A 23,890-nucleotide genomic window follows, 5' to 3' on the forward strand; every position below is an offset into this window, starting at 1 on the left:
TGAAAAAAACTGCCTGATTTATTTTGTTTTCGACATAATTACAACGAAAAGTGGAGCGTGCCCGTGGGATCCCTATGGACTGAAGTCGGCCTCCTGCATCAGGATCAGAACCTGGCGCCGGATGCTGTGGCTGCGCGCAGCGTCGTCGCCCGGTTGATAGCCGATGACGAACAAGTGACGCGAACGGACCTGGTCAAAGCCACTGGGCTCGCCCGCTCTACCATCGAGAATCACCTCAGCATCCTGCTGGAATACGGCCTGATCGAAGACGCCGGACCTGGCCCGCAAGGGAGTAGGGGGCGGCCCGCCCAGGCTTTTCGTGTCAGCCCCAGCAAGGGCGTCGTCCTGGTGGCCGATGTGTCCTCGCGCACCACCAGGTTGGCTGTCACCACCTTGGACAAGCAGGTGGTCTCGCGGGGCGAAATCAAGATGGACGTCACTGTCGGTCCTGACCAGCTGTTGGGCGAGATAGCTTCGGCCTTTGAGGCCATGCTCGCGGAAGGCGGTCTGGGAGCGCAGGATGTTCTCGTCATTTCGGTCGGCCTGCCAGGACCCGTTGATGCCAAGCTTGGAATGGCGGTTCGCCCCCCGCTGATGCCGGGCTGGGACGGATTTGGGGTCTGCGGCTACTTTGCCCGTCATTTCGGATGCGATGTGATCGTCGATAATGATGTTCACTTGATGGCCCTCGGTGAGGCCCGCTCGTACCGGGGTGAGCATCTGCCTCTGCTGATGATCAGTATCGGCACGGGAGTGGGCGGAGGGTTTGTCAGCGAGAGCGGCAATCTTCTGCACGGAGCCGACGGCGCGGCTGCCGACATCGGCCACAGCAAAGTACCTGACATGAAGGACCTGCTGTGCCGCTGCGGCAGCCACGGCTGCTTGGAGGCGGTGGCGTCAATCAGTGCAATGGCTGCGCGTGTTTCCGCCGTACGCCACGATGACGTAGGGGAGGAGCAACTTTTCGAACTGCTCGTGCGGGGTGACCCCGCAACCGTAAGCGTGGTGCGGGAGAGTGCAACCGTCGTTGGGCAGGTTGTTGCCGATTTGGTGAACTTCTGCAATCCGGCCCGCATTGTCCTGGGAGGTGCCATCACTCAATGCACCGAAGACATACTTGCCCAGGTCCGGAGCGTCGTTTACCAACAGGCGCAACCACTGGCCACACGCAATCTGTCCCTGGTACACAGCACCTTGGGCAACGAAGCAGGCCTGATTGGGGGGATGATCTCCGGAATCGAACAGGTGCTGTCCCCGCGAGGAATCGCGTATCACACCCGGCCCGCCGGCTCGACGATGCAGCCGCTTGGACTTTAGCCGGCGCTGGGCAAGGGTTCCGAGGGTTGGAAGAACAATCGAGCGGAAGTGAGTCTGCAACACTGCCAGGCATACTCCGCTCCTTCATCCTTGAAATGGGCCGTTTGTAAAGTCACAGCCCCGTAAACGTTTACGGAAGGATCGTAAACGTTTACGCGCGAGGGTGTCAAACCTCACATGCGCCGGGTCGCAATGCGCAGTGCACGCCGCTGTCAGACCGAGGGACCGGACGAATTCCCGGTGGCGCCCTCAGGATCCGCGGGTGCCTGCCGTAAATGGGGCCAGCAATTTCAATCTTTCCAATCTTCATGAAGTGCTTTGGAAAGGGCCCGGGAGTCGCTGAAAACCACCCGGATAGTTGGGTGGGCGTAAGTTTTTCGTATGTGGGGCGGCAAGCCGGGTGCCGCTTAGGCTTGGCCTATGTCTACTGATGAAGAAAAGGACCCACCGGTGCCCGCTGACGTTGAGGGCAAGATCCCGAAAAAGGTTCACGACAAGCCCGCCGCAGATGACGATGCGGCAAGGGCCCAAGATCCTGATGACCAGGGTGGCGTGCAGTAGACACCGAGGCCACCGCGACCCGGTGGGAACTTGAGGGTTAGCTACCCCGCCACCGCCGCCGCCTGCTTGGCATTCATCCACTCGGTCAGCCACGGGGCGCGGACGCTGGAGGTGATCCGGCAGTCGGCCATGAACGTTCCCTGGGCGCCGGCGTCGATCCAGTCCGTGAGCGCGGACAGGTCCGACAGGGAACGGATTACCGCGGACTCGGCGCCCAAGGCGCGGGCAATGCCGCTGAAGTCCACCTCGGGGATCAGCATGGGCTTTTCGGTCAGGCCCTGGGAGGCGTACTGGTGGATTTCGGCTCCGTAGGCGGCGTCGTTGTAGATGACCACAATGGCGCTCTTCGCCGCACCGATGAGCGATTCGAGGTCGGCCAGGCCCATTAGGAATCCGCCGTCGCCGGAGGCCAGTACCAGGGTGTGGCCGTCCTCCAGGGCGCGGGCTGCCCCGACGGCGCTGGCGAGGCCCAGCCCGATGGCCTGGAAGGTGGTCCCTACCATCACCAGGTCCTGCGGCCTGGGAATGTTCCAGTACATGGGTGCCCAGCCGAGGAAGTGCCCGCCGTCCTGGACCACCGTGCGGCGCTCCGGCAGCACGGCGTCGAGTGCCGTGGCGAGGGAGCGCGGGTCCAGCCGTCCGTCCGGTGTCTCATCCGAGCCCGGGTGGTGCCCCGCACCCGACGCCAGACGCTTGCTGGCCTCCGCGCGCCAACCAGCTGCGACAGCCTCGCCGTCGAGCAGGGATAGCAGGCGCGAGGCAGCGGACTTCGCGTCGGCGCTGACGAACAGGTCCACCCTGGGGTTGGTCGGCTGCAGGGCGGTGTCGATCTGGAGCACGGTGCTGTCCGGGCCGAGCAGGTGGCCGAACCGCAGGGTGAACGGGCTCAGGCTGGCGCCGGCCACCAGGACCACGTCGGCCTCGCCCATGAGCCCGGCCGCGGTGTCGGTGCCGAAACCGCCGGCCACGCCCAGGTAGCCCTCGCCGTTGAGGAGGTTGAGCGCCAGGGCGGTTCCGGCGGTCAGTGCGCCGAGCCGGTCGGCGAGTTCGCGGAGTTCCGGGCCGGCTCCGGCGAGGTGCGCACCCCGCCCGGCCAGGATCAGTGGCCGCCGCGCCCCGGCAAGCAGGCGGGCAATACGCGTAAGGTCCGTGCCGCCGTCGTCCGCTACCTTCAAAGCCGCCGGCTCCGGAAGGTCCTCATCCTCCGCTTCCAGCGCGGCGAGGTCGTAGGGGATGGCAATGACGACGGCGGTGCGCCGGGTGAGTGCGTACTCCACCGCCTGCCGGGTGACGGAGCCCGCGGCGTCGCGGGTGACGGTGAAGGTGGCTGCGCCGAGGCCGGCGGCGATGGCTGCCTGGTCCACGTCCTGTGGCCGGGCGCCGCTGCTGGGTGCGTCCCCGGTGACCAGCACGACGGGGATCTGCGCCTGGACCGCCTCGGCCAGGGCGGTGAGCGCGTTGGTGTAGCCGGGGCCGTAGGTGGTGGTGCCGGCCGCGAGCCGTCCGGAGGTCCGGTAGTAGGCGTCGGCGGCGGCGATGGCGGCGCCCTCATGCCGGACGGCGGAGAAGCGCAGGCCCATCTTTTCGGCGGCGTCCAGGAAGTAGACGTTGCCGTTGCCCATAACGCCGAAGACGTCGCTGACATAGTTGCTGAGAACCTGTGCCACGCGGCCCGAGACGGTGAGAGTAGTCATGCAGGAATCTTGTGGGCCAGCTTGCGGATAAGCAATAGAGCTGGCTCTGGCTGGGATTATTGGCAGTCCGAAGTAGGAGTAATTGACAACATGCCTACTTGTGGCCTGCGTCACCCGTAATTTCATCCGCAGGGCGGGAGTCCTGCCGGGACAGCCGGTTCAGGAGGCCGTCGTACCGGGGCGGCATTAGTTCGACGACGGAAATGGCGGTGCTGGTCCGCTGGATACCGTCGATGGCCAGGATCTGGTTGGTGATGCGGTAGAGGTCGGCCGTGCTCCGTGCCACCACCTTGGCCATCAGGTCCGCGTCGCCGGTGGTGGCGTGCACCTCGATCACCTCCGGGATGGCCGCGAGCCCGTTCTCCACCGCACCCGCCCGCGTCTGGCTGATGGCCAGCGAGAGGAAGGCCATCAGGTCGTAGCCGAGGGCAGCGGGGTCCAGCCTGCGGCTGAAGGAGCGGAGGGCGCCGCTGCGCTCCAGCCGCGACAGCCGGGCATGGACAGTGTTCCGTGCGACGCCGAGTGTCCGGGAGAGTGCCAGGGCGCTGGCTTCGGGATCCTTGTCCAGGGCCAGGATGATCCTGCCGTCGAGGGAATCCAGAGTGCGGGAGTTGGCGATGGTCATATTTTCACCACATGCAGTAGAAGTTGAGCAGAAGTCCCAATAGCTTGAGAGTATCTTGCAATGTGCGCCGGGTCACAATCATGATCGGTGCTCATGACCCTCATTCAATCCCGGAATGCACCGGACACGGCGCGCCCCACCCTTCGTGACGCGGTGACCGGACTTCCGTCCTACGTCCCGGGCCGGCGCAGCGCCGGCGTGGACGTCGCAGCCCTTGCCAGCAATGAAAGCCACTACGAGCCGCTGCCCGCAGCAATCGCTGCTGTGGCCGGAGCTGCCGGTGCCATGAACCGCTACCCGGACATGGCCGCCGTCGAACTCCGCGAACGGCTGGCCCGGCACCTCGGCGTCACGGCCGGGGAGATCGCGGTGGGACCGGGCAGCGTGGGCGTCCTCCAGCAGATCATCACCGGACTGTGCGACGCCGGGGATGAAGTGATCTTCGCGTGGCGCTCCTTCGAGGCCTACCCCATCCTGGTGGAGCTGGCAGGCGCCCGGCCGGTCCGCATTCCGCTGGACCACCTGGAGGGACACGACCTCGATGCCATGGCCGCGGCCGTCACCGAACGCACCAAGATCATCCTGCTGTGCACGCCCAATAATCCCACCGGCGTCCCGATCAGCCATGAGCGTATCGAGGCCTTCCTGCGGACCGTCCGCTCGGACGTCCTCGTAGTCATCGACGAAGCCTACGTGGAATACGCCGAGGCGGGCAGCGGCCCCGATTCCCTGGCGCTCTACCGCGAGTACCCGAACGTCTGCATCCTGCGCACCTTCTCCAAGGCCTACGGGCTCGCCGGACTGCGCGTGGGATACGCCGTGGCGGCGCCGGACATCGCAGACGGGCTGCGCCGGACCGCCCTTCCCTTCTCGGTGAGCGCGCTGGCCCAGAAGGCGGCGGTCGCATCGCTGGATGCGGGGGAGGAGATGGAGGCGCGGGTCGCCGTCGTCAAGCAGGAGCGTGCACGGATGTCTCGGGAGCTGGCAGCCCGGGGCTGGAAGCTGGAGCCGAGCCAGGGCAATTTCCTGTGGATCCGCGCCGATGACGAGCTCCGGACGAGACTGATGGAGGCGTTCGACTGCGCCGGCATCATGGTCCGGGCGTACCAGGGCGACGGCCTGCGGATCACCGTTGCTGAGGCCGCCGCCAACGACCGCGTGCTCCGGATCCTGGCAGCCCACGCAGCCTGAATTTTTATCCCCAATACGTCCTACTAACTAGAGGAATCCCATGGAACAACAGACAAAGACGTCTGCCCGCGCGCTCGGGGCGGCCCTCAAACCCCGCCAGCTCACCATGATGGGGCTTGGAAGCGCCATCGGTGCGGGCCTCTTTATCGGCTCCGGCGCCGGCATCCAGGCAGCCGGCCCCGCGGTACTGATCTCCTACCTCGTGGCCGGCACGCTCATCATCCTGGTGATGTGGGCCCTCGGCGAGATGGCTGCGGCCAACCCGGACAGCGGCGCCTTCTCCGTCTACACGGCCAAGGCCTACGGGCCGGTGGCCGGTGCCACGGTGGGTTGGCTCTGGTGGCTGCAGCTCGTGGTGGTCATCGCGGCCGAAGCGCTCGGTGCGGCGGGTCTGCTGGCCACGATCTTCCCGGCACTGCCGGTGTGGCTGATGGCTTTTGTGTTCATCGTGGTGCTCACCGCCGTAAACCTGACCAGTGTGAAGAATTTCGGCGAGTTCGAGTTCTGGTTCGCCCTGCTCAAGGTGGCGGCAATTATCGGCTTCCTGCTGGTGGGCTTTGCCCTGCTCTTCGGCTTGGTGCCGGGCGTGCAGTCGCCGGGCCTGGCCAACTTTACCGGTGAAGGATTCGCGCCTAGCGGTTTTGCCGGGATTGCTACGGCGCTCTTTGTGGTGGCGTTCGCGTTCGGCGGCACCGAGATTGTGTCCGTGGCCGCAGCTGAGACCGCCGAGCCGGCCCGCAGCGTTAAAAAGGCGGTCCGCACGGTGCTTTGGCGCATTCTGGTGTTCTACATCGGTGCCATATTTGTGATCGCTGCTGTGGTTCCCGTCGGTTCGGCGGGGCTGAAGAGCCCGTTCGCCGCGGTGCTGGATGCCGCAGGCATGCCCGGCGCGGCCACCGCCATCACCCTGGTTGCCGTCGCTGCGCTGCTCTCCGCGCTCAACGCCAACCTCTACGGTGCGTCCCGGATGGCGTACTCTCTGGCGGAGCGTGGCGAAGCGCCACGCTGGCTCGCTTCCGTGTCGAAGGCCCGGGTTCCCGTGGTTGCGGTCCTGGCCAGCGTTGCCTTCGGCGTCGTTACTGTTGTGCTGGAGCTGGCTTTCCCGGAGATGGTCCTTCCCATCCTGCTCAACATTGTGGGCTCAACGTGCCTGCTGGTGTGGACGTCCGCGCTCCTGGCCCAGCTCGCGCTGCGCCTCCGCGCCGACCGTGAGGGAACGGTGCTTCCGCTGCGGATGCCCGGCTTCCCGTGGTTGACTTCCCTCGGTCTGCTGATCCTGGCGGCGATTTTCACGGTGGGCTTCATCGGCGAGGATTCCCGTCCCCAGCTCCTGAGCACCTTCGGACTCGTGGCACTGCTTGCGGTGGGGTGCTGGATGAACCAGCGGTCTAGGAAGGTACCGGCCGCTGTTGAAACGTCGGAGGGTGGCAAACAGCCGGCGCTTATTGACTGAATCACCCGCTTGAACCCCTCCACGGGTCTAAGGCAAGCGGAGGGCGCGTCCGGTCTGACCGGACGCGCCCTCCGTACTTGCTGCTTCGCTTGTCGGTTCTACCGGGGCAAAGCGGCTCGAGGCTAAACGATAAAAGGCACACGTCGTGTGTTCGTGTCTACGCCAGATGCACTAGGTAGAACGACTGATGTGCGCATACAACGCATCAGCTAAGGGCCAGCAGTGGAAACGGCTGATTAAGGACGGACCTCGGTTTAGCCACATTGTGACAGCACCGCTTGTAGCCTCGCGGAACTCACGGTCTTCGTTTAGGGCCCGTATCAACACCTCTGGTGCAAGTCGGAGCAACCTTGTTTTTGTGGCATTTGATTCCCGCCAAAAGTCTTTTGCGTCGTACCTCGTCGAGAGCTTTGGGCTTGCTGCGAGGTTGAGGAGCGCATAAATCCCTCCCCTTTCATCATCGAAGAGCGTGAGCATCTGCATGTTTTGTACGGTCAGGCAGGCCAACCGGCGCATCCCATCGTCGGAACGAGGGAGTGCAGTGACAACCCAGACTCGTCCTTCAGTGCGAGCGGGCGATGGCAAAGAAGCGCGGATGTAGGCGGCCAAGACTTCGATAACAATTTCCGCATGAGGGTGTTGGACAAGACGCGCATAACTTCGCACGAGATCTGCGCCTGCTGATCCGTTCCTCGCGAAGTTGTTTATTTGCGATGCCTTAGGATCCAGGATGCTGAAGGAAACGGGGTAACTGTGAGGCAACCAGTGACTAGGCGCAACATTCTGCTCGTGAGAACCCATCAAAAGTATGTTTCGCAGATGGGCGCCTTCCTCCTTCCTCCAGCGAATAGTAAGTAGTTCCAACTGATCCAAGCTGGCGCGGGTGACGGGTGCGAAGTCGAGAGACACGATGCTGTCGTGCTGATGACGCGCATGCCATCGGAATCGGTTGAGTACGTCGACCGCCTTCCCCACATACTCAGTGCCATCAGCGAACCTCAAAACATAAATCCCGTGGTATCCCTCCTGGCTTTCGAGCAGGTAGGCAACGGATATGCCCGTTGTGGCGGGATATCGTGTGAAAACGAGCGCGTCATTCATCTCATTGCCCTGGAGAAATCGAGAGGATTATTTGGCCCAGTCAAGAATTGTGGTGGCCGGTTCTCCGATCTCTGTTAGAAGTTATGGGCTGCCCTACCTGCTTGAGGTCGACGCATAGTATGTCGCCTTCCATGCGGGGCAGCCATCTTCTTGCCTGGGAAGTATCCAGCTCAATAGATCTCGTGAACAGCGTTCCGGCTACTAGGCTTGCTCCGTGATGAGCATTCGCGCGGCGGTCGGGCGGAACTTGGGCGCGGACTGGATACGCGTTAGACGACTCGATGCTGACGGCTTGGATTCCCATAACACGCCTATCACGGTCCCAAAGAAATTGAACTGCTTCCGGGTTGTGCAATAGCTCCATCGCAGCACGATTTAGCGAGACTAAACCCTTTTTTTGGATTGTGACGCTCGGGGCATTAGGCGGTGGAAAGCTGCCCCTTTTGAATACTTCGAATCCCATGGTCATGCACCTCAGATGAACTATCAGCAAGAGTGCTTACGAGACCTGAAAAAATGCTACGCCGCTGCCAGCCCTGACGCAACCTATTGGGAGCATGTGAGCCGATCGACAACGGTTCCTCTGTATGAAGGCATTTGGTGCATTAGGAAACTTAGAGGAGGCGTAGTTAGGCCTTCAGATGCGCATGGATGTACCGGCGTGCCGCCGGGCCGAGGTTTACGTACGACAAGCAGGCCCGTGCAATCGGGAAGACTCAGCGTGATCAGGAAGACGCAGCGTCTCGCTTGCCCTGTGCCAGCCCCATGAACATCGTCCGATGCAGGATGTCCACGTGCTTCCGGGAGACCTCCACGGCCTCCTCGACGCGACCGGCGCGGAGGGCTGCCACCAGGGCGATGTGGTCTTGGTTGGACTTGTGGAGCTTCTCGATGGGGTAGGGGATGAAGTAGTCGTAGAGCTCAGCGAGGGTCTCGTGGTAGACCTCGACGGCAGAGTCCAGGCAGGACGCAGTACCCACCAGCTGATGGAACTGCTCGTCCATTCGGTGGTAGTAGGACCAGTCGGACGACTCGGCCATCTCACGCGTCAGCCGCTCCAGTTCATCCAGCTGCTCCGCCGACGCATTGACCGCTGCATAGTGCGTCACCGCGCACTCGAACAGCAGCCTCCGGTCCACCAGCCGGTTCACGGCCTGTGACTCGGCCGCCGACGCCGAAAGTGAAGCCAAAACATCTGTAGGCGGTGCATCCGCCACAAACGTCCCGCCGGCCCGGCCGCGCCGGCGCACCACCACGCCCTGCTCTGCCAAGCTCGCCAATGCGCGGCGGGCGGTGATCGGGCTGACCGAGAGACCCAGCGCCACGTCCTCCTGGTCCGGCAGCCGCTCGCCCGGCCTCAACAGGCCTAAAGAGATCGCCATCCCGATCCGCATCCGCACGGCGTCCATGGCACTGCGCCGCTCAGTCCCGGAGATCCTGCTGGCGCCAAGGCGTGAGGGCTCGGCGGTCTCCTCCAGCTGATCGGTCATAACCGCTACTTTACGGCCCACGCCGCCCCCCTTCCCTTTATTGGATCATTCTGATCTAATATAACCCGGATCACACCCCACAGCGGAGAAAAACCCATGCCACGCATCCTTCCCCTCATCGCCGCCCAGGTCCGTCCCCGGCTCATCGGCGAACCCGTCTCGGCCTTCGCCGACGAGGTCAAAGACGCCCTCGAAGCCCAGCCGCACAGCAAGCTGGTGGTCTTCCCTGAACTCCACCTCTTCGGCGACGAGAACCCGGACCTCCAAAGAACCGAAAGCCTTCAGGCATCCGCCGAGCCATTGGACGGGCCACGGGTCAAGGAGCTCAAACAGCTCGCCAAAGACCTGAACATCTGGCTCGTTCCCGGCAGCGTCTGCGAACGCGGTCCCGAAGGGCAGCTGTTCAACACCCAGCTGGTCCTGTCGCCGGAAGGGGAACTGGCCGGCTACTACCGGAAGATCTTCCCCTGGCGCCCGTTCGAGCCCTACGATCCCGGCGACCGGTTCACCACCGTGGACCTGCCCGGCATCGGCAGGGTGGGCCTGAACATCTGCTACGACGCCTGGTACCCCGAGGTATCCCGCCAGCTCGCCTGGATGGGCGCCGAAGTCATCCTCAACGTCGTCAAAACCACCACCCCGGACCGCAAGCAGGAAGTGGTCCTCGCCAAGGCCAACGCCATCGTGAACCAAGTGTTTATGGTCAGCGTCAACTGCGCCGGCCCCACGGGCCAGGGCAAGAGCATCATCGTGGACCCGGAAGGCAACACGCTCAAAGAAGCACAAGACGATCAGCCCCAGCTGCTCACAGCGGAACTGGACTTGGCCGGCGTCGACCGCGTCCGCACGCACGGCACGGAGAACCTCAACCGCCCCTGGTCCCAGTTCCGCGAGGGGGAGCCCGCCGTCGAACTTTCCGTCTACCAAGGCCGGATCAATCCGGCCACCTGGACACCGCCGTCCTACAAGCCCTAAGGAAACACCGTGACAACCACCCTCACCCGCACGCTGAAGCTGCCCTCGCTGGTCCTGTTCGGCCTGGCGTACCTGACCCCGATCATCGTCCTGGGGATCTTCGGCATCATCGCCGAAACCACCGGCGGCGCCGCCCCCGCCGCGTACCTCGTGGCGCTCGTGGCCATGCTGTTCACCGCGCACAGCTACGGCCGGATGGCCGTCGCCCACCCCGTGGCAGGCTCCGCCTACACCTACGTCCGCCGCTCCATCGATCCCCGCGTCGGGTTCCTGGTGGGCTGGGCCGTCCTGCTCGACTACCTCTTCCTGCCCATGGTGATCTGGCTCATTGGCGGCTCCTACCTGACCGCCCAGTTCCCGGGCATCCCCATCGGCGTCTGGGTGGTGGGCTTCATCGTCATCACCACGCTGCTGAACATCCTGGGCATCAAGGTGGCGGACAAGGCCAACTACGTGCTGATGGCGTTCCAGCTGCTGGTCCTGGTGTTCTTCGTGGCCCTAGCCATCGGCAATGTGGTGTCCGCCAACGGCGCCGGGGGACTGGCCAGCGGGCAGCCGTTCTTCAACGACACCGCCAGCTTCACCACCATCTCCGCCGGCGCCGCCATCGCCGCCTACTCGTTCCTGGGGTTCGACGCCGTCACCACCCTCACCGAGGAAACCATCAACCCGCGCCGGACCGTGCCGCGCGCCATCATGCTGGTGGCCCTGATCGGCGGCGGCATCTTCGTAGCGGTGTCCTACGTGACCCAGCTGGTCCACCCCGGCGGCGTGTTCGAGGACTCGGCGTCCGCGGCAAGCTCCATCGCCCTGCAGATCGGCGGGCAGCTGTTCGGTGCCGTGTTCCTGGCCGGCCTGGTGGTGGCGCAGTTCGCCTCCGGCCTCGCCGCGCAGGCCAGCGCCTCACGCCTGCTCTACGCGATGGGTCGTGACTCCGTCCTGCCCAAGGCGGTCTTCGGGCGCCTCAGTGAGAAGTTCCACACCCCTGTGGCGAACTTGGTGATCACCGGCATCGTTGGCCTGATCGCGATCTTCCTGGACGTGGCCACGTCGACGTCGTTCATCAACTTTGGTGCCTTCACCGCCTTCACGCTGGTGAACGCCTCGGTGGTGTTCCACTATGTGCGCCAGCGCCGGACCGGGCGGCAGCTGAACCCGGTGTCCTACGTGGTGGTCCCGGTGGTCGGTGCGGTCATCTGCGCCTACCTGCTCTCCCAGCTGGACAGCAACGCCATTACGCTGGGCGTGTCCTGGCTGGTGCTGGGCGTCGTGGTCCTGGCCCTGATCACCCGCGGGTTCAAGGCCTCGCCGCCGGAGATGACCGCCACGGAGAAGGCGACGGTCGAGGCGGCCGCCTGATCTCTGTTTGAGTTGTGGCTTGTACGGCCGAGGGAAGGAAAGTTCGTGAAGATAGCGCTGGGTCAGCTGGAGTCGGGCGCCGACATCCAGGCCAACCTCGCCGCGATCGACCGTTCCGCCGCCGAGGCAGCGCGCGACGGCGCCGCGCTGGTCGCCTTTCCGGAGTACGCCACCTACGAGAAGAAGAAAGTGGACGCAACGTTCCCGGCGGTAGCTGAGCCGCTGGACGGGCCCGTCTGCCGGGAGCTTGCCGCTATCGCCGCCCGCCACCGCATCGCGCTGGTGGCGGGCGTGGTGGAGACGTCTGAGGAGCCGGGCAGGGCGTACAACACGCTGGTGGCTTTCGGGCCCGACGGCGGCAGGCTGGCTTCCTACCGGAAGATCCACCTTTTCGACGCGCAGGGCTTCGGGGAGTCCGAGTTCATCAAGCCGGCCGGGTCCCTGGAACCGGTGGTGTTTGAGCACGGGGGAGTGCGGTTCGGGCTGATGACCTGCTACGACCTGCGGTTCCCGGAGCTGGCCAGGTCGCTGGCCGACGCGGGCGCGCAGGTCCTGCTGGTTTGCTCGTCGTGGGTGCCGGGAGAGCACAAGACAGAGCAGTGGCTGGCGTTGAACGCAGCCCGCGCCATTGAGAACAGTGTGTACGTGGCGGGGGTGTGCCAAGCACCGCCGGTGTCCGTGGGTCGGAGCGTGCTGGTGGATCCGATGGGGGTTATGGAAGCGGACCTCGGGTTGGAACCTGGCGTTCGGGTGGTGGAGGTTTCGCTCGAAACGGTGGAGCGGGTTCGGGACTCATTCCCGATGTTCCGGCAGCGGCGGCTATAGAGCGAAGACATCCCCCTTCAGCCACAACTTCGTCAAACGAGATTTAGCGGTGGCAACCATTCGCCGCGCAGGGCATCCTCCAGCCTCTGCGATTCTCCGGCGCTAGCGCATACAATCCATCCCACTTCACATTGAGCAAGCCACTGGTTCGCAACCGCGGTTTGGTCCGGGGTTATCACGCTTGGACGCTGACGCACGACGGATCGGGGGAGGCCCAGCTGGGCAGCTGCAATACTCGCCCTAAAAGTGCTGCGACTAAAATCGGTGCCTTGGGCGAAATGGGCCTTGAGGCGACCGCGCAGGCCATCAGCACCTAATGCTTTGCCTACATAAATAGGCTGCCCCTCCCGGAACCAGATGTACACCCCGGGCGCGACAGGAACCTCACGAGATGGTACGGGCAATTCGCGTGGTTCAACCCTTGATAAGGCATCTTCCCATTTATTCCCCGGGACATTCTTCCCTGCCATACTGGTCTCCTTTTGATATCCAGGTGAATCCGGAGCGGTAGTGCGGAATTTGTGCCCCATTGGGCCGCTGACGCATCGAGTGTGCTGGACATCTGTGGCTACAGACATGCCCTACCGTTAGTCCGTTTCGGCGGCCATCAACTCGACGGGGACCTGTGCTCGTGATGACAGCTGCCGAGCAACCCTCTCGAGTCTTTGCTCTAGAAATTCAGCGGGATTCTTAAGAAGTTCCGGCGTCTCTATCAAATGCGAAGCCAAAGTAGCTGGTTGGAACTCGTCAAGGTCAATTATCCCCGCTTTGGCAGTTTGACGCCCGACCAGCAGCATTCCAAGAGTAAGAAGGTGAGCTGAGGAAATTTGTGGCACATCCCTACCCAGGACGCTAACAGCCGCGATGTTACTGGCGTCGAAGAAGGCGGTGGGTACGCCCTCAACTGGGTCTATGGGTCCTGCGGTTGCTAACAGGCAAAGTAGCCCACGATGGAGAGAACCGAATTGACGTTTATTGACAGAAAGCATTAGCTCCTTGTCCAGTTCAATCCGGTCTGGCAGTGGGTCACGGCCACCCAGGAGGGCCTGAAAATCCTCTACAGCGCGTGTATTGGACGCAACATCGTACCTTCCTTGGAAGACAGACTTCCAAAACCACGACTCTACAAACGACGTGTGGCTGTCCAACTCTCCCTCCAGGGCCAGGCCCCCGAGGATGGATAGCTGAACGCGGAAAGGCATCCAGTCCGGATCCAGCACTCCGAGGCGTTGTTGGGCAAAAATGACAGCACGTGACATAGCTTCAACGCTCGGCTCCCACAAGTCTCGAACGACGGTGCCTGGGAGCTCCAAGACGTCATGTTGACGAACGCTATGACGTGCCCGCAGCGCAATCAAGCTCAGAACCGGAAGCCCGTCACCCTCAAGGTAGGCGGCCAGTCCAGGGTGCTCACGTTGAGCGGTCTCCCAGCGGTGCCGGAGGTTGAAGTGTTGTGTGAAGGACTTAGCGACCATGAGATCGAAAGTCCCGAGCGCTTGACCCAGCCTGTTGACTCGTTCAAAGATCCTAGCAACGGCCTCAGGATGTACCTCATCATCAATTACAACGGCCGGTATCTCATACCGGTCCAAGCCAGAGAGAAAGTCGACATATAGGTCGGTAATGCGCCGTTTCGAATCGGCGCGAACCTCGTGCTCTAGGGCTTCGTCCCGCCACGCGTAGAAAGCGGACGGACTTCTCAGCGCTGATACGGGCAGAAGATTGTGTTCATACTCCCGCCGTGGATTGCCGTAGTAGCGCTCCCACCGCTTGCTTGGGACAGCGACAATAGCTTCTTCGAGGTCCTCGATGGTTTCTCTGTCGGCTATAACGTCGAGACGTATGGCGTAGCGGAAGGAACCTCTCCCGTAGAGCGCTTGGTATAGAGAGGTCAGCCGCTGTTGCCCGTCCAGGACTACCATTTGGTAAGGAGGCGACGCCCGCGGCGCGCCTTCAATCTCGCGAACAGAAAAAAAGAATTGCGACTTGCCAGGAAGCAACAGCAGACTGCCAATTGGCCATCCCGTTAAGCATGTGGCCAGCAACTGCTTGACTGCCCCATTGTCCCACTGAAAGTCGCGCTGAAATTCGGGTAGAACGATCCGGCCTTCATGTATGCCAGAAAGAATACGAGACAAATCGTAATTGCGACCATGTGTTTTTTCTAGTCCCACTTCACTCCTCGATCAAGTGATCGTCGTTTTCTTCGGCGCGGTCCGAATAGCGTGGCGCCTTTGAATTACTCTGGAACCTGTTTATCGAGTCATCTAGCCATTGAATGCTGGGATAGGTACCTCGGTCGGAGCGCAACAGAAGCGCATAATTTTGACCACGATGTCCGTCGAGGGGATCAATAAACAAGGCGTAGCGTTGATCACACCTCAGATATGCGTGGCGCGCTGGGGCCTGAGTGGTGCGTATCACGAGACTGCTCTTCTTATGGCGTTTTGATTTTTTCCAGTCATCCTCGACATCTTGAATGACTTCTTCGAGGATGCTTCTGTAGGTGTTCGATTCTTGACCTAGTTGGTTTGCCACGGTTTCAAGGGTGGAACTCGAAGGATCTAGAAAATGAAGCTCTACTTCCTTTGGTCTCTCAGCAGAGCGATCCAGTATATGGTGCCAGATCAGAGTTCGAAACGATGAAGGATCATTCGTGTAGCACTGGATCGTTCTCGCAAACGGAACAAAGCTTGACCAGTCCACATTGTTGAGTGCTTGCATTCCATCGAGCCCAGATTCCACTAGTCGCCGATCTGAAGCCATGTATGACATCAAGTCTCGGGCTACTGTTTGCCGGAGAAAAAGATCAGAAACACCATTGACAAGGCCCACCGTTATTACAACAGCTCCAAATGTGGACACGAGGGCGCCCCAGGGAACAGGCAGTACCGTCGACCACCACATCAAGATCAGGCCAACTACGATGCATGCGAGCACTATGAGCAGTACTCGTCCCGAAGTAGCCTTCATCGTTCCCCTTACCCCTGTGTCTTTAAACTGGGCACTTGTTCCTCCACGAGACGTTATTGGTTCTACACCGATGACGCCCTAGTGCGACAATAACCGCAATCGGTAGTAATCCAACAATTACGATCGGGGATTTCCTTTCGGTCTTCTTTGGCAAGAGTGCAGGAGGCCGTACCCTAGCGAAGTGATCAACTTTGACGGCGAACAGGGACAGTTGCCTCCCGGCTTGTATGAATTGCTCAGTACAGATTCGCTCGCGCATCGTCTAAATAGCGATTTGGACCATCAGCCCATCTTCTTGCAGGTTGAAGATGAAGATGCCCCAGACATCCTGACCCGGCACGTTTCCGATGCCGTCCGGCAAGCCTTGGCAGTAGCTAAGCCAGCCCTCAGGGTGGGCCTAGCTAACCGGCTTCTCCAAGAACTGAGCACCACGGACCGAATAGTGGACGGCCCGGCCCAACTTCAGTCACTCCATCGCCCCGATGCAATCACGCGCCGGCAGCTCCGCAGGCCCACGATAAAGCTCAGCGACTCCGCGCTTCTCACCAACAGCAAGGACGAACCCAACCTGGCCGCAGAACTCCGGGCCGAAATCGGGTCCGCCGACACAGTCGACCTTCTCTGCGCCTTTGTCCGCTGGACTGGTTTGCGGCTCCTGGAGCCTGCCTTAGAGCAACTCAGAGAACGAGGTGCCAGGCTCCGGGTCATCACCACCACATATATGGGCGCCACCGAACGCCGCGCCATTGACGAACTCGTCAAGAGGTACGGGGCCGAGGTGAAGATCAGCTACGAAACCCAGGCCACAAGGCTGCATGCCAAGGCCTGGCTATTCCGCCGTAACACCGGCTTCGACACCGCCTACGTTGGCAGCTCCAACCTGAGCCAAGCTGCCCTCCTGGACGGGCTGGAATGGAACGTCCGGCTTAGTTCCGTCGCAACCCCCGCCCTCCTGCAGAAGTTCGAGGTCACCTTCGACAGCTACTGGGAGCAGCGAGCTTTCCAAAGCTACGCTCCGGAACGCGACGGCGAAAAGCTGGACGCTGCACTGGAGCGCAACGGCGGACGTCGTACCTCGGCCCCGGACGCCGCCACTGGGCTCGAGGTTCAGCCGTTCTTACATCAGGAGGAGATGCTGGAGGACCTGGAAGCGGAGCGGCTCAAGGGCTACAACCGCAATCTTCTGGTCGCCGCCACGGGCACCGGCAAAACAGTCATCGCGGCTCTGGACTATAAACGGCTAAGCGAGGCTGCCGGCAGAGACCTAAAGCTGCTTTTCGTAGCCCACCGGCAGGAAATCCTGAAGCAAGCGATGCGCACCTACCGTGATGTCATGCAGGACGGTGCCTTCGGTGAACTCTATGTAGGGGACCACAAGCCGCAAGAGTGGAAACACATCTTCGCGTCCGTCCAATCGCTGTCTTCCCTCGGAATCGAGCAGCTGGAGCCTGCCTTCTTCGACGTCGTCGTCATCGATGAGTTCCACCACGCCATGGCACCCACGTACCGCCGCCTACTGGACCATCTAAAACCGCAGCAGCTCCTCGGACTCACGGCGACCCCAGAACGCGGCGACGGCGTGGACGTCGCCAAGCAGTTCTTCGATGGCCGCGCGGCCAGCGAGCTAAGGCTTTGGGACGCCTTGGATGCTGACCTGCTGGTGCCGTTCCACTACTTCGGCGTCTCGGACGACGTCGACCTGAGCCAATTGGAATGGAAGCGCGGCAGCTACGACACCACCCAGCTGAGCGCCCTCTACACAGGAAACGACGCCCGCGCCGCCAAGGTGATCCGCGAACTCAGGGACAAAGTCACCAGCACCGACCAGATGCGGGCCATCGGCTTCTGCGTCTCCGTGCAGCACGCTCACTACATGGCGGAGGTGTTCAACCGGGCCGGCATTGCGTCCGTTGCCGTCGACGGCACTACTGATAATGCTGACCGCGAGGAAGCCCTCAGGCGCCTGGGGAAGCGGGAGATCAACTGCATCTTCGCCGTCGACCTTTTCAATGAAGGCCTGGACCTGCCGCAGGTGGACACTATCCTGCTGCTCCGGCCTACGCAGAGTGCCACGGTCTTCATCCAGCAGCTGGGCCGCGGGCTGCGCCGTGCCGAGGGCAAAGCGGTGCTGACGGTCCTGGACTTCATCGGCCAGCAGCGCCGCGAGTTCCGCTTTGACCTGCGCTACCGGGCGCTGACCGGCTACGGGCGCAAGGAGCTGGAGAAGGCTGTCGAGGACGAGTTCCCGTACCTGCCCTCCGGCTCGCAGATCGTGCTGGACCGGGTGGCGCAGAAGGTGGTCCTGGACAACATCAAGGCACAGCTGCGGTTCAATCGGGCACAGCTGGTCCGGGACATCGCCTCGTACGCCGAGATTGAGCTGGAGGCCTATCTGGAGCGGTCGGGGAATGACATGAAGACAATCTACCGGTCCACCAGGGACTCATGGACCGGCTACCTCCGGCAGGCAGGGCTGATCGAAGGCTACTCGCCCCTGGAGACTGTGCTTCGGGGGAAGATCGAGGAGCTCTCCGACGCCGATGAGAAGAAGCTCCTCGGCCGGATGGCCGCGCTGATCCACGTCGACGATCCGGAACGTACCGACGCCTATTCCAAGCTGGTCGCTCCAGACGCGCCCCGCTATGCGGAGCTTGGCATGCGGGAGCAGACGTTCGCCCGCATGCTGTTCTACACGCTCTGGGACGACGGCGGCGGGTTTCAGACGTACGACGCCGGACTCGACTACCTGCGCGGCTACCAGTTTGTGTGCCGCGAGATCCGCCAGGTGGTGAAGCTGGGAGTGGCGGCATCGAAACATGCAGCGAAGAGCCTTGGCGCAGGGCTGCAGCACATCCCGCTGCTCTCGCATGCCACCTACCGCCGCGAAGAGGTTCTGGCAGCGTTGCAGTACGGGTCGCTGGAGCTCGGCAAGAACGTGCAGCACCGCGAGGGCGTGGCCTGGTGCCCGGCCACGTCAACCGACGCCTTCTTTGTCACGCTCAACAAGGACGACAAGAAGCACTCGGCCACGACCATGTACAAGGACTATGCGATCAGCCCGGAGCTGTTCCACTGGGAGTCGCAGAATGCGACGTCACCAAGCAGCCCGACAGGGCGGCGCTACCTTGACCGGACTTCGCACGGCTCGAAGATTCTCATCTTCACTCGAGATACTTCAGAGGACGAGACCGGGCTGACCGTTCCGTATACGTGTCTCGGGCAGGTGGACTATGTACAGCATGCAGGGGAGAAGCCGATCGCGATCACGTGGAAGCTGCACCGGCCTATGCCGGCGGACGTGTATGCGTTGGCTGCTGCGGTGGCTCAATGACGAATGAAGCCTCCTGACCGCGCTGCCAATGCCGCCACTGCTGACGTCCTGAACGCACCGGGGCCGGCGGCTTTCGCGACGCGAGGACCGAATGGCGTCGCCACTCTAACCCATGTCCTAAGATCAAGGGTGCCGGCCCCGTGCCGGTTCTCTATTGCCTGACTGCCACTGGGGGCCTTTGTGTCGACTACTTTTGATCAGCTTCTTGATTCCTACCGTGGTCTTGCTGATTCGGAGCGGATGAAAGGTAGTTATTTTGAGCAGTTGATCGAGCAGTATTTGGAACACGATGGGGTCCAGGCGCCCCAGTACACGAACGTCTGGTTGTGGCGTGACTGGCCGGGCCGGAACGGCAAGCCGGATACGGGCATTGACCTGGTGGCCGAGCGCGCGGACGGCGGGTTCACGGCGATCCAGTGCAAGTTCTACGCCGAGACCCACACCATGCAGAAGAGCGACATTGACTCGTTCATCTCGGCCTCGGGCAAAGAGCCGTTCACTCACAGGCTGATTGTGTCGACGACGTCGAAGTGGACCCAGAACGCCGAGGAGATGCTGGACAGCCAGCACATTCCGGTTCAGCGCATCGGACTCTCGGATTTCCGCCACTCCAACATTGACTGGTCCACGTATGAGCTGACGGATCCGTCCAAGGCTCCGAAGCTGCACGAGAAGAAGCAGCTGCGCCCGCACCAGCACGAAGCAGTCACTGCCACGATGAAGGGATTCATCGACAACAACCGGGGCAAGCTGATCATGGCCTGCGGCACCGGCAAGACCTTCACGGCGCTCAAGGTAGCCGAGCGTTTCGCTGAGATGGAGGGACACGCCCGGATCCTTTTCCTGGTCCCGTCCCTGGCTCTGATGTCCCAGTCTCTCAAGGAGTGGTCGGACGAGACCGAGCAGCCCATGCACGCCTACGCGGTCTGCTCGGACGTGAAGGTCGGGCGGCAGAAGAACTCGGACCTGACCGACGTAGCGATTCATGACCTCCAGATCCCGGCCACTACTGACGGCAAAACCCTCGTCGAGGCCATGGGGAAGAAGGAACTGGACGAGGGGATGACGGTCGTCTTCTCGACCTACCAGTCCATCGACGCCGTCGCCCAGGCCCAGCAGGCCGGTCTGCCGGACTTCGACCTCATCATCTGCGACGAAGCGCACCGCACCACCGGAGCCACCCTGGCCGGCACCGAGGAGTCGCACTTCGTCAAGGTCCACCGCAACGACGTCATCGCCGGCGGCAAGCGGCTGTACATGACGGCCACCCCGCGCCTCTTCAACGACGACACGAAGAACGCGGCCATGGAGAAGGACGCCATCCTGTGCTCCATGGATGACGAGACCATGTACGGCCCGGTGTTCTACCGGATCGGCTTCGGCGAAGCCGTCACGAACAAACTCCTGGCCGACTACAAAGTCCTGGTCCTGGGCGTGGAGGAAACCCAGGTGGTGTCCTCCTTCCAAGACCAGCTCGCCGACTCCAACATGGAACTGAACATCGACGACGTCGCCAAGCTGATCGGCTGCTGGAACGGTCTGGCCAAGCGCCGCTCAGGAACGCATGAGACATCTTTCGGCAACGACCGCGCCCCGATGAAGCGCGCGGTCGCGTTCAACCGCGACATCAAGTCCTCCAAGCTGGTCGAATCCGAATTCGAAGAGCTCGTCCGGGTGCACCTGACAAACCTGGAGAACGACGATCCCACCGATGACCTCAAGGTCCAGGTGAAGCACATCGACGGCGGCTTCAACGCCGTCGCCCGCGCCGAACGCCTGGACTGGCTGAAAGAAGAGATTAGCCACGACGGCGGCAAGCCCACCTGCCGGATCCTGACCAACGCTCGGTGCCTCACCGAAGGCGTGGACGTGCCTTCCCTGGACGCGGTGCTGTTCCTGAACCCGCGGAACTCCATGGTGGACGTGATCCAGGCCGTGGGCCGTGTCATGCGCATTGCCAAGGGCAAGCAGTTCGGCTACATTGTGCTGCCGATCGCGATCCCAGAGGGAATGTCCACCTCCGAGGCCCTGAAGGACAACACCCGCTACAAGGTCGTCTGGCAAGTCCTCCAGGCCCTGCGCGCCCATGACGAGCGCATGGATGCCGCGATCAACCAGATCGAGCTCAACCACAATGCCCCCGAATCGATCGTGATCGAGACGGTGGACTTGACGCCGAAAAAGAAGAAGGGTCCGGGCATCGGCGACCCGGAACACGTTCAGCCCGAGGACAAGGACTACGAACAGCCCACCCTGCAGTTCCCGGTAGACGACTGGAAGGACGCTGTCTACGCAAAGATCGTGGACAAGTGCGGCAACCGGATGTACTGGGAGGACTGGTCCAAGGACATCGCGGACATCGCCAACAAGCACATCGTCCTGATCAACAACCTGCTCGAACAGGCCGACACCGGGCACCGCAAAGCCTTCGATGACTTCATCCAGGGTCTTCAGGAAAGCCTGAACCCGGACATAGACCAGGCTCAGGCCGTCGAAATGCTCGCCCAACACCTGGTCACCAAGCCTGTCTTCGATGCCATGTTTACGGACTCCAACTTCACCGAACACAACCCGGTGTCCCTGGCGATGCAGAACATCCTCAACCAGCTTGACGATCACTCGGCGTTCGAGAAGGAACGCGCCGGTCTGGAGAAGTTCTACGATTCCGTGCGTGCTCGGGTGAAGTCCATCGACAACGCTGCCGCGAAGCAGAAGATCATTCTGGAGTTGTACGACAACTTCTTCCGGAACGCGTTCCCTCGCGTGGCAGACCGGCTCGGCATCGTCTTCACGCCGGTACCAGTGGTGGACTACATCCTTCGATCCGCCGACGCTGCCCTGCGGCTGGGGTTCGGCAAGTCCCTTTCCGACGAGGGCGTTTCCGTTCTCGAACCCTTCGTAGGTACCGGAACATTCGTCACGCGACTGTTGCAGTCCGGGCTAATTAAACCGAAGGACTTGCACCGCAAGTACACGCAGGAGCTCTTCGCCAACGAAATCGTGCTGCTCAGCTACTACATCGCCGCCATCAACATCGAGACCGTCTTCGCGGAAGAATCCTCACGCCTTGGGCTTGACCACGGTTATGTCCCGTTCGACGGAATTGCCCTGACGGACACATTCCAGCTCAACGAGGCGGACGGGCAGATTGAGTCTAGCGAGTTCTTCCCCGAGAACTCGGACAGAGTGCGGCGACAAAAGGACGCGGAAATCAAGGTCATTGTCATGAACCCGCCATACTCCGCGGGACAGAGTACGGCCAACGACAACAACCAGAACCAGAAGTATCCGGTCCTCGATGCCTCGATAGCAGACACGTATGCGAAGCTGTCCACAGGCACGAATAAGAACAGTCTCTACGATTCCTACATCCGCGGGATCCGTTGGGCTTCCAATCGGATCAAGGACGACGGTGTCATTGCGTTCGTTTCCAATGGCAGCTTTATCGATGGCAACACTGCAGACGGCATAAGGAAGACATTCGCCAGTGAGTTCAGTCGGATCTTCGTATACAACCTGAGAGGCAATGCCAGAACATCAGGGGAGCAACGCCGAAAGGAGTCGGGCAACGTCTTCGGTGGTGGAGCTCGAACTCCAATATCAATCGCTATCCTGATCAAGAATTCTGAAAGCGATGGGCTGGCCGACATTCAGTACCGGGACATCGGTGACTATCTCACTAGAGAACAGAAACTCGACATCTTGGAAACGGAGCAGTCCCTCGAAGGCACCGACTGGGAATCCGTAACGCCTGACGGGCATGGCGACTGGATTAACCTCCGGGACGTTCGCTACGACTCCTTCCAAACCATCGGGCTTAAGACACCTAAGGCAGGATCGGGAAATCCGAGCGTCTTCGAAGTCTATTCGGGAGGGCTCCAGACCAACCGTGACAGTTGGGTTTACAGCTATTCGGCAAGATCCGTGCGAGAGAATGTGTCTCGAATGGTTTCAAACTATAACGCGTGTGTTGCCGCTGGAAACCAAGATCTTGATCCCACAAGGATCAGTTGGTCATCGAGTCTTGAAGCGGTCTTCAAGCGAGGCCGGTCGTTGGATTTTGACTCGGACAAGGTTCGCATTGCCAACTATCGGCCCTTCACCAAGCAGTACGTCTACTATGACTCCACGTTGAACCACAGGACATATCAACTGCCCAAGGTGTTTCCTGCTGATGGTGTACCAAATATTGCGATCACGTTGCCCGGCCCAGGCAGGACTAACGGGCAAGCCTTAATCATGGACAGACTTCCAGACCTTACGTCCCAGATTGTCCAATGCTTCAGCCTTTACACATACGAGCCGTCCGTGGAGAACGCGCAAGAGGACCTGTTCGCTAACGCCGAGGAAATTGGTGTCGACGGTTACCGTCGTAAGGACAACATCACTGACTCGACGCTGTCGGCCTACCGCAGCTTCTATGAGGATTCCCAGATTAGCAAGGAAGACATCTTCTACTACGTCTACGGACTGCTGCACAGCCCGACGTACAAGGCGAGGTTTAAAGCCGACTTGGTAAAGATGCTGCCACGCATCCCCAAGGTCAAGAATTTTTGGGGCTTCAGCGGAGCTGGCCGCCAGCTCGCCGACCTGCACCTCAACTACGAAACCGTCGAGCCGTACGCGGTCAAGGAGATTGTTCAAGGCGAACCGGCGGGCGACCTCTACGACTTCTACCGGGTGCGTAAGCTCTCCTTCGGGGCCCGCAAGGACCGCTCAAGGATCGTCTACAACCAGCGGATCACCCTCGCCGGCATCCCGGACGAGGCCTTCGACTACCAGGTCAATGGAAAGTCGGCGCTGGAGTGGGTCATTGACCGCTATCAGGTCACCACCCACAAGGACTCCCAGATCACCAACGACCCTAACGACTACTGCCGCGAGGTCGGCAATCCCCGCTACATCCTGGATCTCATCAAGCGCATCGTCACAGTGTCGGTAGAAACCAATAAGATCATCGCAAACTTGCCCGCCCTAGAGATCGCTGAGTAGCAG

16 protein-coding genes are annotated in these 23,890 nt (G+C 61.5%); 9 read left to right on the forward strand and 7 right to left on the reverse strand.

The window, feature by feature from the left end; all coding sequences use genetic code 11:
• The first annotated feature begins 63 nt into the window (after positions 1-63).
• Positions 64-1,317: an ROK family transcriptional regulator gene (locus BACI348_RS05990; protein WP_159824386.1), complete on the forward strand. Its 1,254-nt coding sequence runs from the start codon at positions 64-66 to the stop codon at positions 1,315-1,317.
• A gap of 420 nt (positions 1,318-1,737) precedes the next feature.
• Positions 1,738-1,878 (forward strand): hypothetical protein, encoded by a 141-nt coding sequence (locus BACI348_RS05995; RefSeq protein ID WP_159824387.1) that lies wholly within the window; start codon positions 1,738-1,740, stop codon positions 1,876-1,878.
• 41 nt (positions 1,879-1,919) lie between these two features.
• On the opposite strand, the gene BACI348_RS06000 is transcribed toward BACI348_RS05995, so the two are convergent.
• Both BACI348_RS06000 and BACI348_RS06005 read right to left on the reverse strand, forming a co-directional pair.
• A complete protein-coding gene (locus BACI348_RS06000; protein ID WP_159824388.1) occupies positions 1,920-3,572 on the reverse strand; it encodes a thiamine pyrophosphate-binding protein in 1,653 nt (550 codons plus the stop codon).
• A 94-nt stretch (positions 3,573-3,666) separates the two neighbouring features.
• Positions 3,667-4,197, reverse strand: coding sequence for an Lrp/AsnC family transcriptional regulator (locus tag BACI348_RS06005; protein WP_159824389.1), 531 nt, complete (start codon positions 4,195-4,197; stop codon positions 3,667-3,669).
• Between the two features lie 93 nt (positions 4,198-4,290).
• Between BACI348_RS06005 and hisC the strand changes: the two genes are divergently transcribed.
• Positions 4,291-5,388 (forward strand): histidinol-phosphate transaminase, encoded by a 1,098-nt coding sequence (hisC, locus tag BACI348_RS06010; RefSeq protein ID WP_159824390.1) that lies wholly within the window; start codon positions 4,291-4,293, stop codon positions 5,386-5,388.
• 40 nt (positions 5,389-5,428) lie between these two features.
• Positions 5,429-6,841 (forward strand): amino acid permease, encoded by a 1,413-nt coding sequence (locus BACI348_RS06015; RefSeq protein ID WP_159824391.1) that lies wholly within the window; start codon positions 5,429-5,431, stop codon positions 6,839-6,841.
• A 171-nt stretch (positions 6,842-7,012) separates the two neighbouring features.
• Here BACI348_RS06015 and BACI348_RS06020 read toward each other — a convergent pair whose 3' ends face one another.
• Positions 7,013-7,942, reverse strand: coding sequence for a GIY-YIG nuclease family protein (locus tag BACI348_RS06020; protein WP_159824392.1), 930 nt, complete (start codon positions 7,940-7,942; stop codon positions 7,013-7,015).
• Between the two features lie 725 nt (positions 7,943-8,667).
• Positions 8,668-9,432 carry a FadR/GntR family transcriptional regulator gene (locus tag BACI348_RS06025; RefSeq protein ID WP_159824393.1) on the reverse strand — a complete coding sequence of 255 codons (765 nt, stop codon included), beginning with the start codon at positions 9,430-9,432 and terminating at the stop codon, positions 8,668-8,670.
• A gap of 96 nt (positions 9,433-9,528) precedes the next feature.
• On the opposite strand from BACI348_RS06025, the gene BACI348_RS06030 reads away from it, so the two are divergent.
• Genes BACI348_RS06030 through BACI348_RS06040 form a run of 3 tightly spaced genes read left to right on the forward strand, consistent with a single transcriptional unit; the run spans position 9,529 to position 12,591 of the window.
• The gene (locus BACI348_RS06030) at positions 9,529-10,407 is read left to right on the forward strand and encodes a carbon-nitrogen hydrolase family protein (protein WP_159824394.1); all 879 of its coding nucleotides are present in this window, start codon (positions 9,529-9,531) and stop codon (positions 10,405-10,407) included.
• A 9-nt stretch (positions 10,408-10,416) separates the two neighbouring features.
• On the forward strand, positions 10,417-11,766 hold the full coding sequence (locus BACI348_RS06035; protein ID WP_159824395.1) for an APC family permease: 1,350 nt from the start codon (positions 10,417-10,419) through the stop codon (positions 11,764-11,766).
• Positions 11,767-11,811: 45 nt separating this feature from the next.
• A complete protein-coding gene (locus tag BACI348_RS06040) occupies positions 11,812-12,591 on the forward strand; it encodes a carbon-nitrogen hydrolase family protein (RefSeq protein WP_159824396.1) in 780 nt (259 codons plus the stop codon).
• 32 nt (positions 12,592-12,623) lie between these two features.
• Here BACI348_RS06040 and BACI348_RS21085 read toward each other — a convergent pair whose 3' ends face one another.
• Genes BACI348_RS21085 through BACI348_RS06050 form a run of 3 tightly spaced genes read right to left on the reverse strand, consistent with a single transcriptional unit; the run spans position 12,624 to position 15,315 of the window.
• A complete protein-coding gene (locus BACI348_RS21085) occupies positions 12,624-13,169 on the reverse strand; it encodes a GIY-YIG nuclease family protein (protein ID WP_442858491.1) in 546 nt (181 codons plus the stop codon).
• A gap of 9 nt (positions 13,170-13,178) precedes the next feature.
• A complete protein-coding gene (locus BACI348_RS06045; RefSeq protein WP_159824397.1) occupies positions 13,179-14,765 on the reverse strand; it encodes a GmrSD restriction endonuclease domain-containing protein in 1,587 nt (528 codons plus the stop codon).
• Between the two features lies 1 nt (position 14,766).
• Positions 14,767-15,315: a hypothetical protein gene (locus BACI348_RS06050; protein ID WP_159824398.1), complete on the reverse strand. Its 549-nt coding sequence runs from the start codon at positions 15,313-15,315 to the stop codon at positions 14,767-14,769.
• 460 nt (positions 15,316-15,775) lie between these two features.
• On the opposite strand from BACI348_RS06050, the gene BACI348_RS06055 reads away from it, so the two are divergent.
• Positions 15,776-18,895 carry a DEAD/DEAH box helicase gene (locus BACI348_RS06055; protein WP_268892380.1) on the forward strand — a complete coding sequence of 1,040 codons (3,120 nt, stop codon included), beginning with the start codon at positions 15,776-15,778 and terminating at the stop codon, positions 18,893-18,895.
• A 240-nt stretch (positions 18,896-19,135) separates the two neighbouring features.
• Complete coding sequence (locus BACI348_RS06060; protein WP_159824399.1) at positions 19,136-23,887, forward strand: DEAD/DEAH box helicase; 4,752 nt, start codon at positions 19,136-19,138, stop codon at positions 23,885-23,887.
• The last annotated feature ends 3 nt before the right edge of the window (positions 23,888-23,890 follow it).

The organism is Arthrobacter sp. 9AX (genome assembly GCF_902506095.1).
In the GTDB taxonomy this organism is placed as follows: domain Bacteria; phylum Actinomycetota; class Actinomycetes; order Actinomycetales; family Micrococcaceae; genus Arthrobacter.

What these genes read in the sequence shown, in the direction of transcription:
- BACI348_RS05995 (WP_159824387.1), top strand. Translation starts at nt 1,738, where the DNA reads ATGTCTACTGATGAAGAAAAGGACCCACCGGTGCCCGCTGACGTTGAG.
- BACI348_RS06000 (WP_159824388.1), bottom strand. Translation starts at nt 3,572, where the DNA reads ATGACTACTCTCACCGTCTCGGGCCGCGTGGCACAGGTTCTCAGCAAC.
- BACI348_RS06005 (WP_159824389.1), bottom strand. Translation starts at nt 4,197, where the DNA reads ATGACCATCGCCAACTCCCGCACTCTGGATTCCCTCGACGGCAGGATC.
- hisC (WP_159824390.1), top strand. Translation starts at nt 4,291, where the DNA reads ATGACCCTCATTCAATCCCGGAATGCACCGGACACGGCGCGCCCCACC.
- BACI348_RS06015 (WP_159824391.1), top strand. Translation starts at nt 5,429, where the DNA reads ATGGAACAACAGACAAAGACGTCTGCCCGCGCGCTCGGGGCGGCCCTC.
- BACI348_RS06020 (WP_159824392.1), bottom strand. Translation starts at nt 7,942, where the DNA reads ATGAATGACGCGCTCGTTTTCACACGATATCCCGCCACAACGGGCATA.
- BACI348_RS06025 (WP_159824393.1), bottom strand. Translation starts at nt 9,432, where the DNA reads ATGACCGATCAGCTGGAGGAGACCGCCGAGCCCTCACGCCTTGGCGCC.
- BACI348_RS06030 (WP_159824394.1), top strand. Translation starts at nt 9,529, where the DNA reads ATGCCACGCATCCTTCCCCTCATCGCCGCCCAGGTCCGTCCCCGGCTC.
- BACI348_RS21085 (WP_442858491.1), bottom strand. Translation starts at nt 13,169, where the DNA reads ATGTCTGTAGCCACAGATGTCCAGCACACTCGATGCGTCAGCGGCCCA.
- BACI348_RS06050 (WP_159824398.1), bottom strand. Translation starts at nt 15,315, where the DNA reads ATGCAAGCACTCAACAATGTGGACTGGTCAAGCTTTGTTCCGTTTGCG.
- BACI348_RS06060 (WP_159824399.1), top strand. Translation starts at nt 19,136, where the DNA reads ATGAAAGGTAGTTATTTTGAGCAGTTGATCGAGCAGTATTTGGAACAC.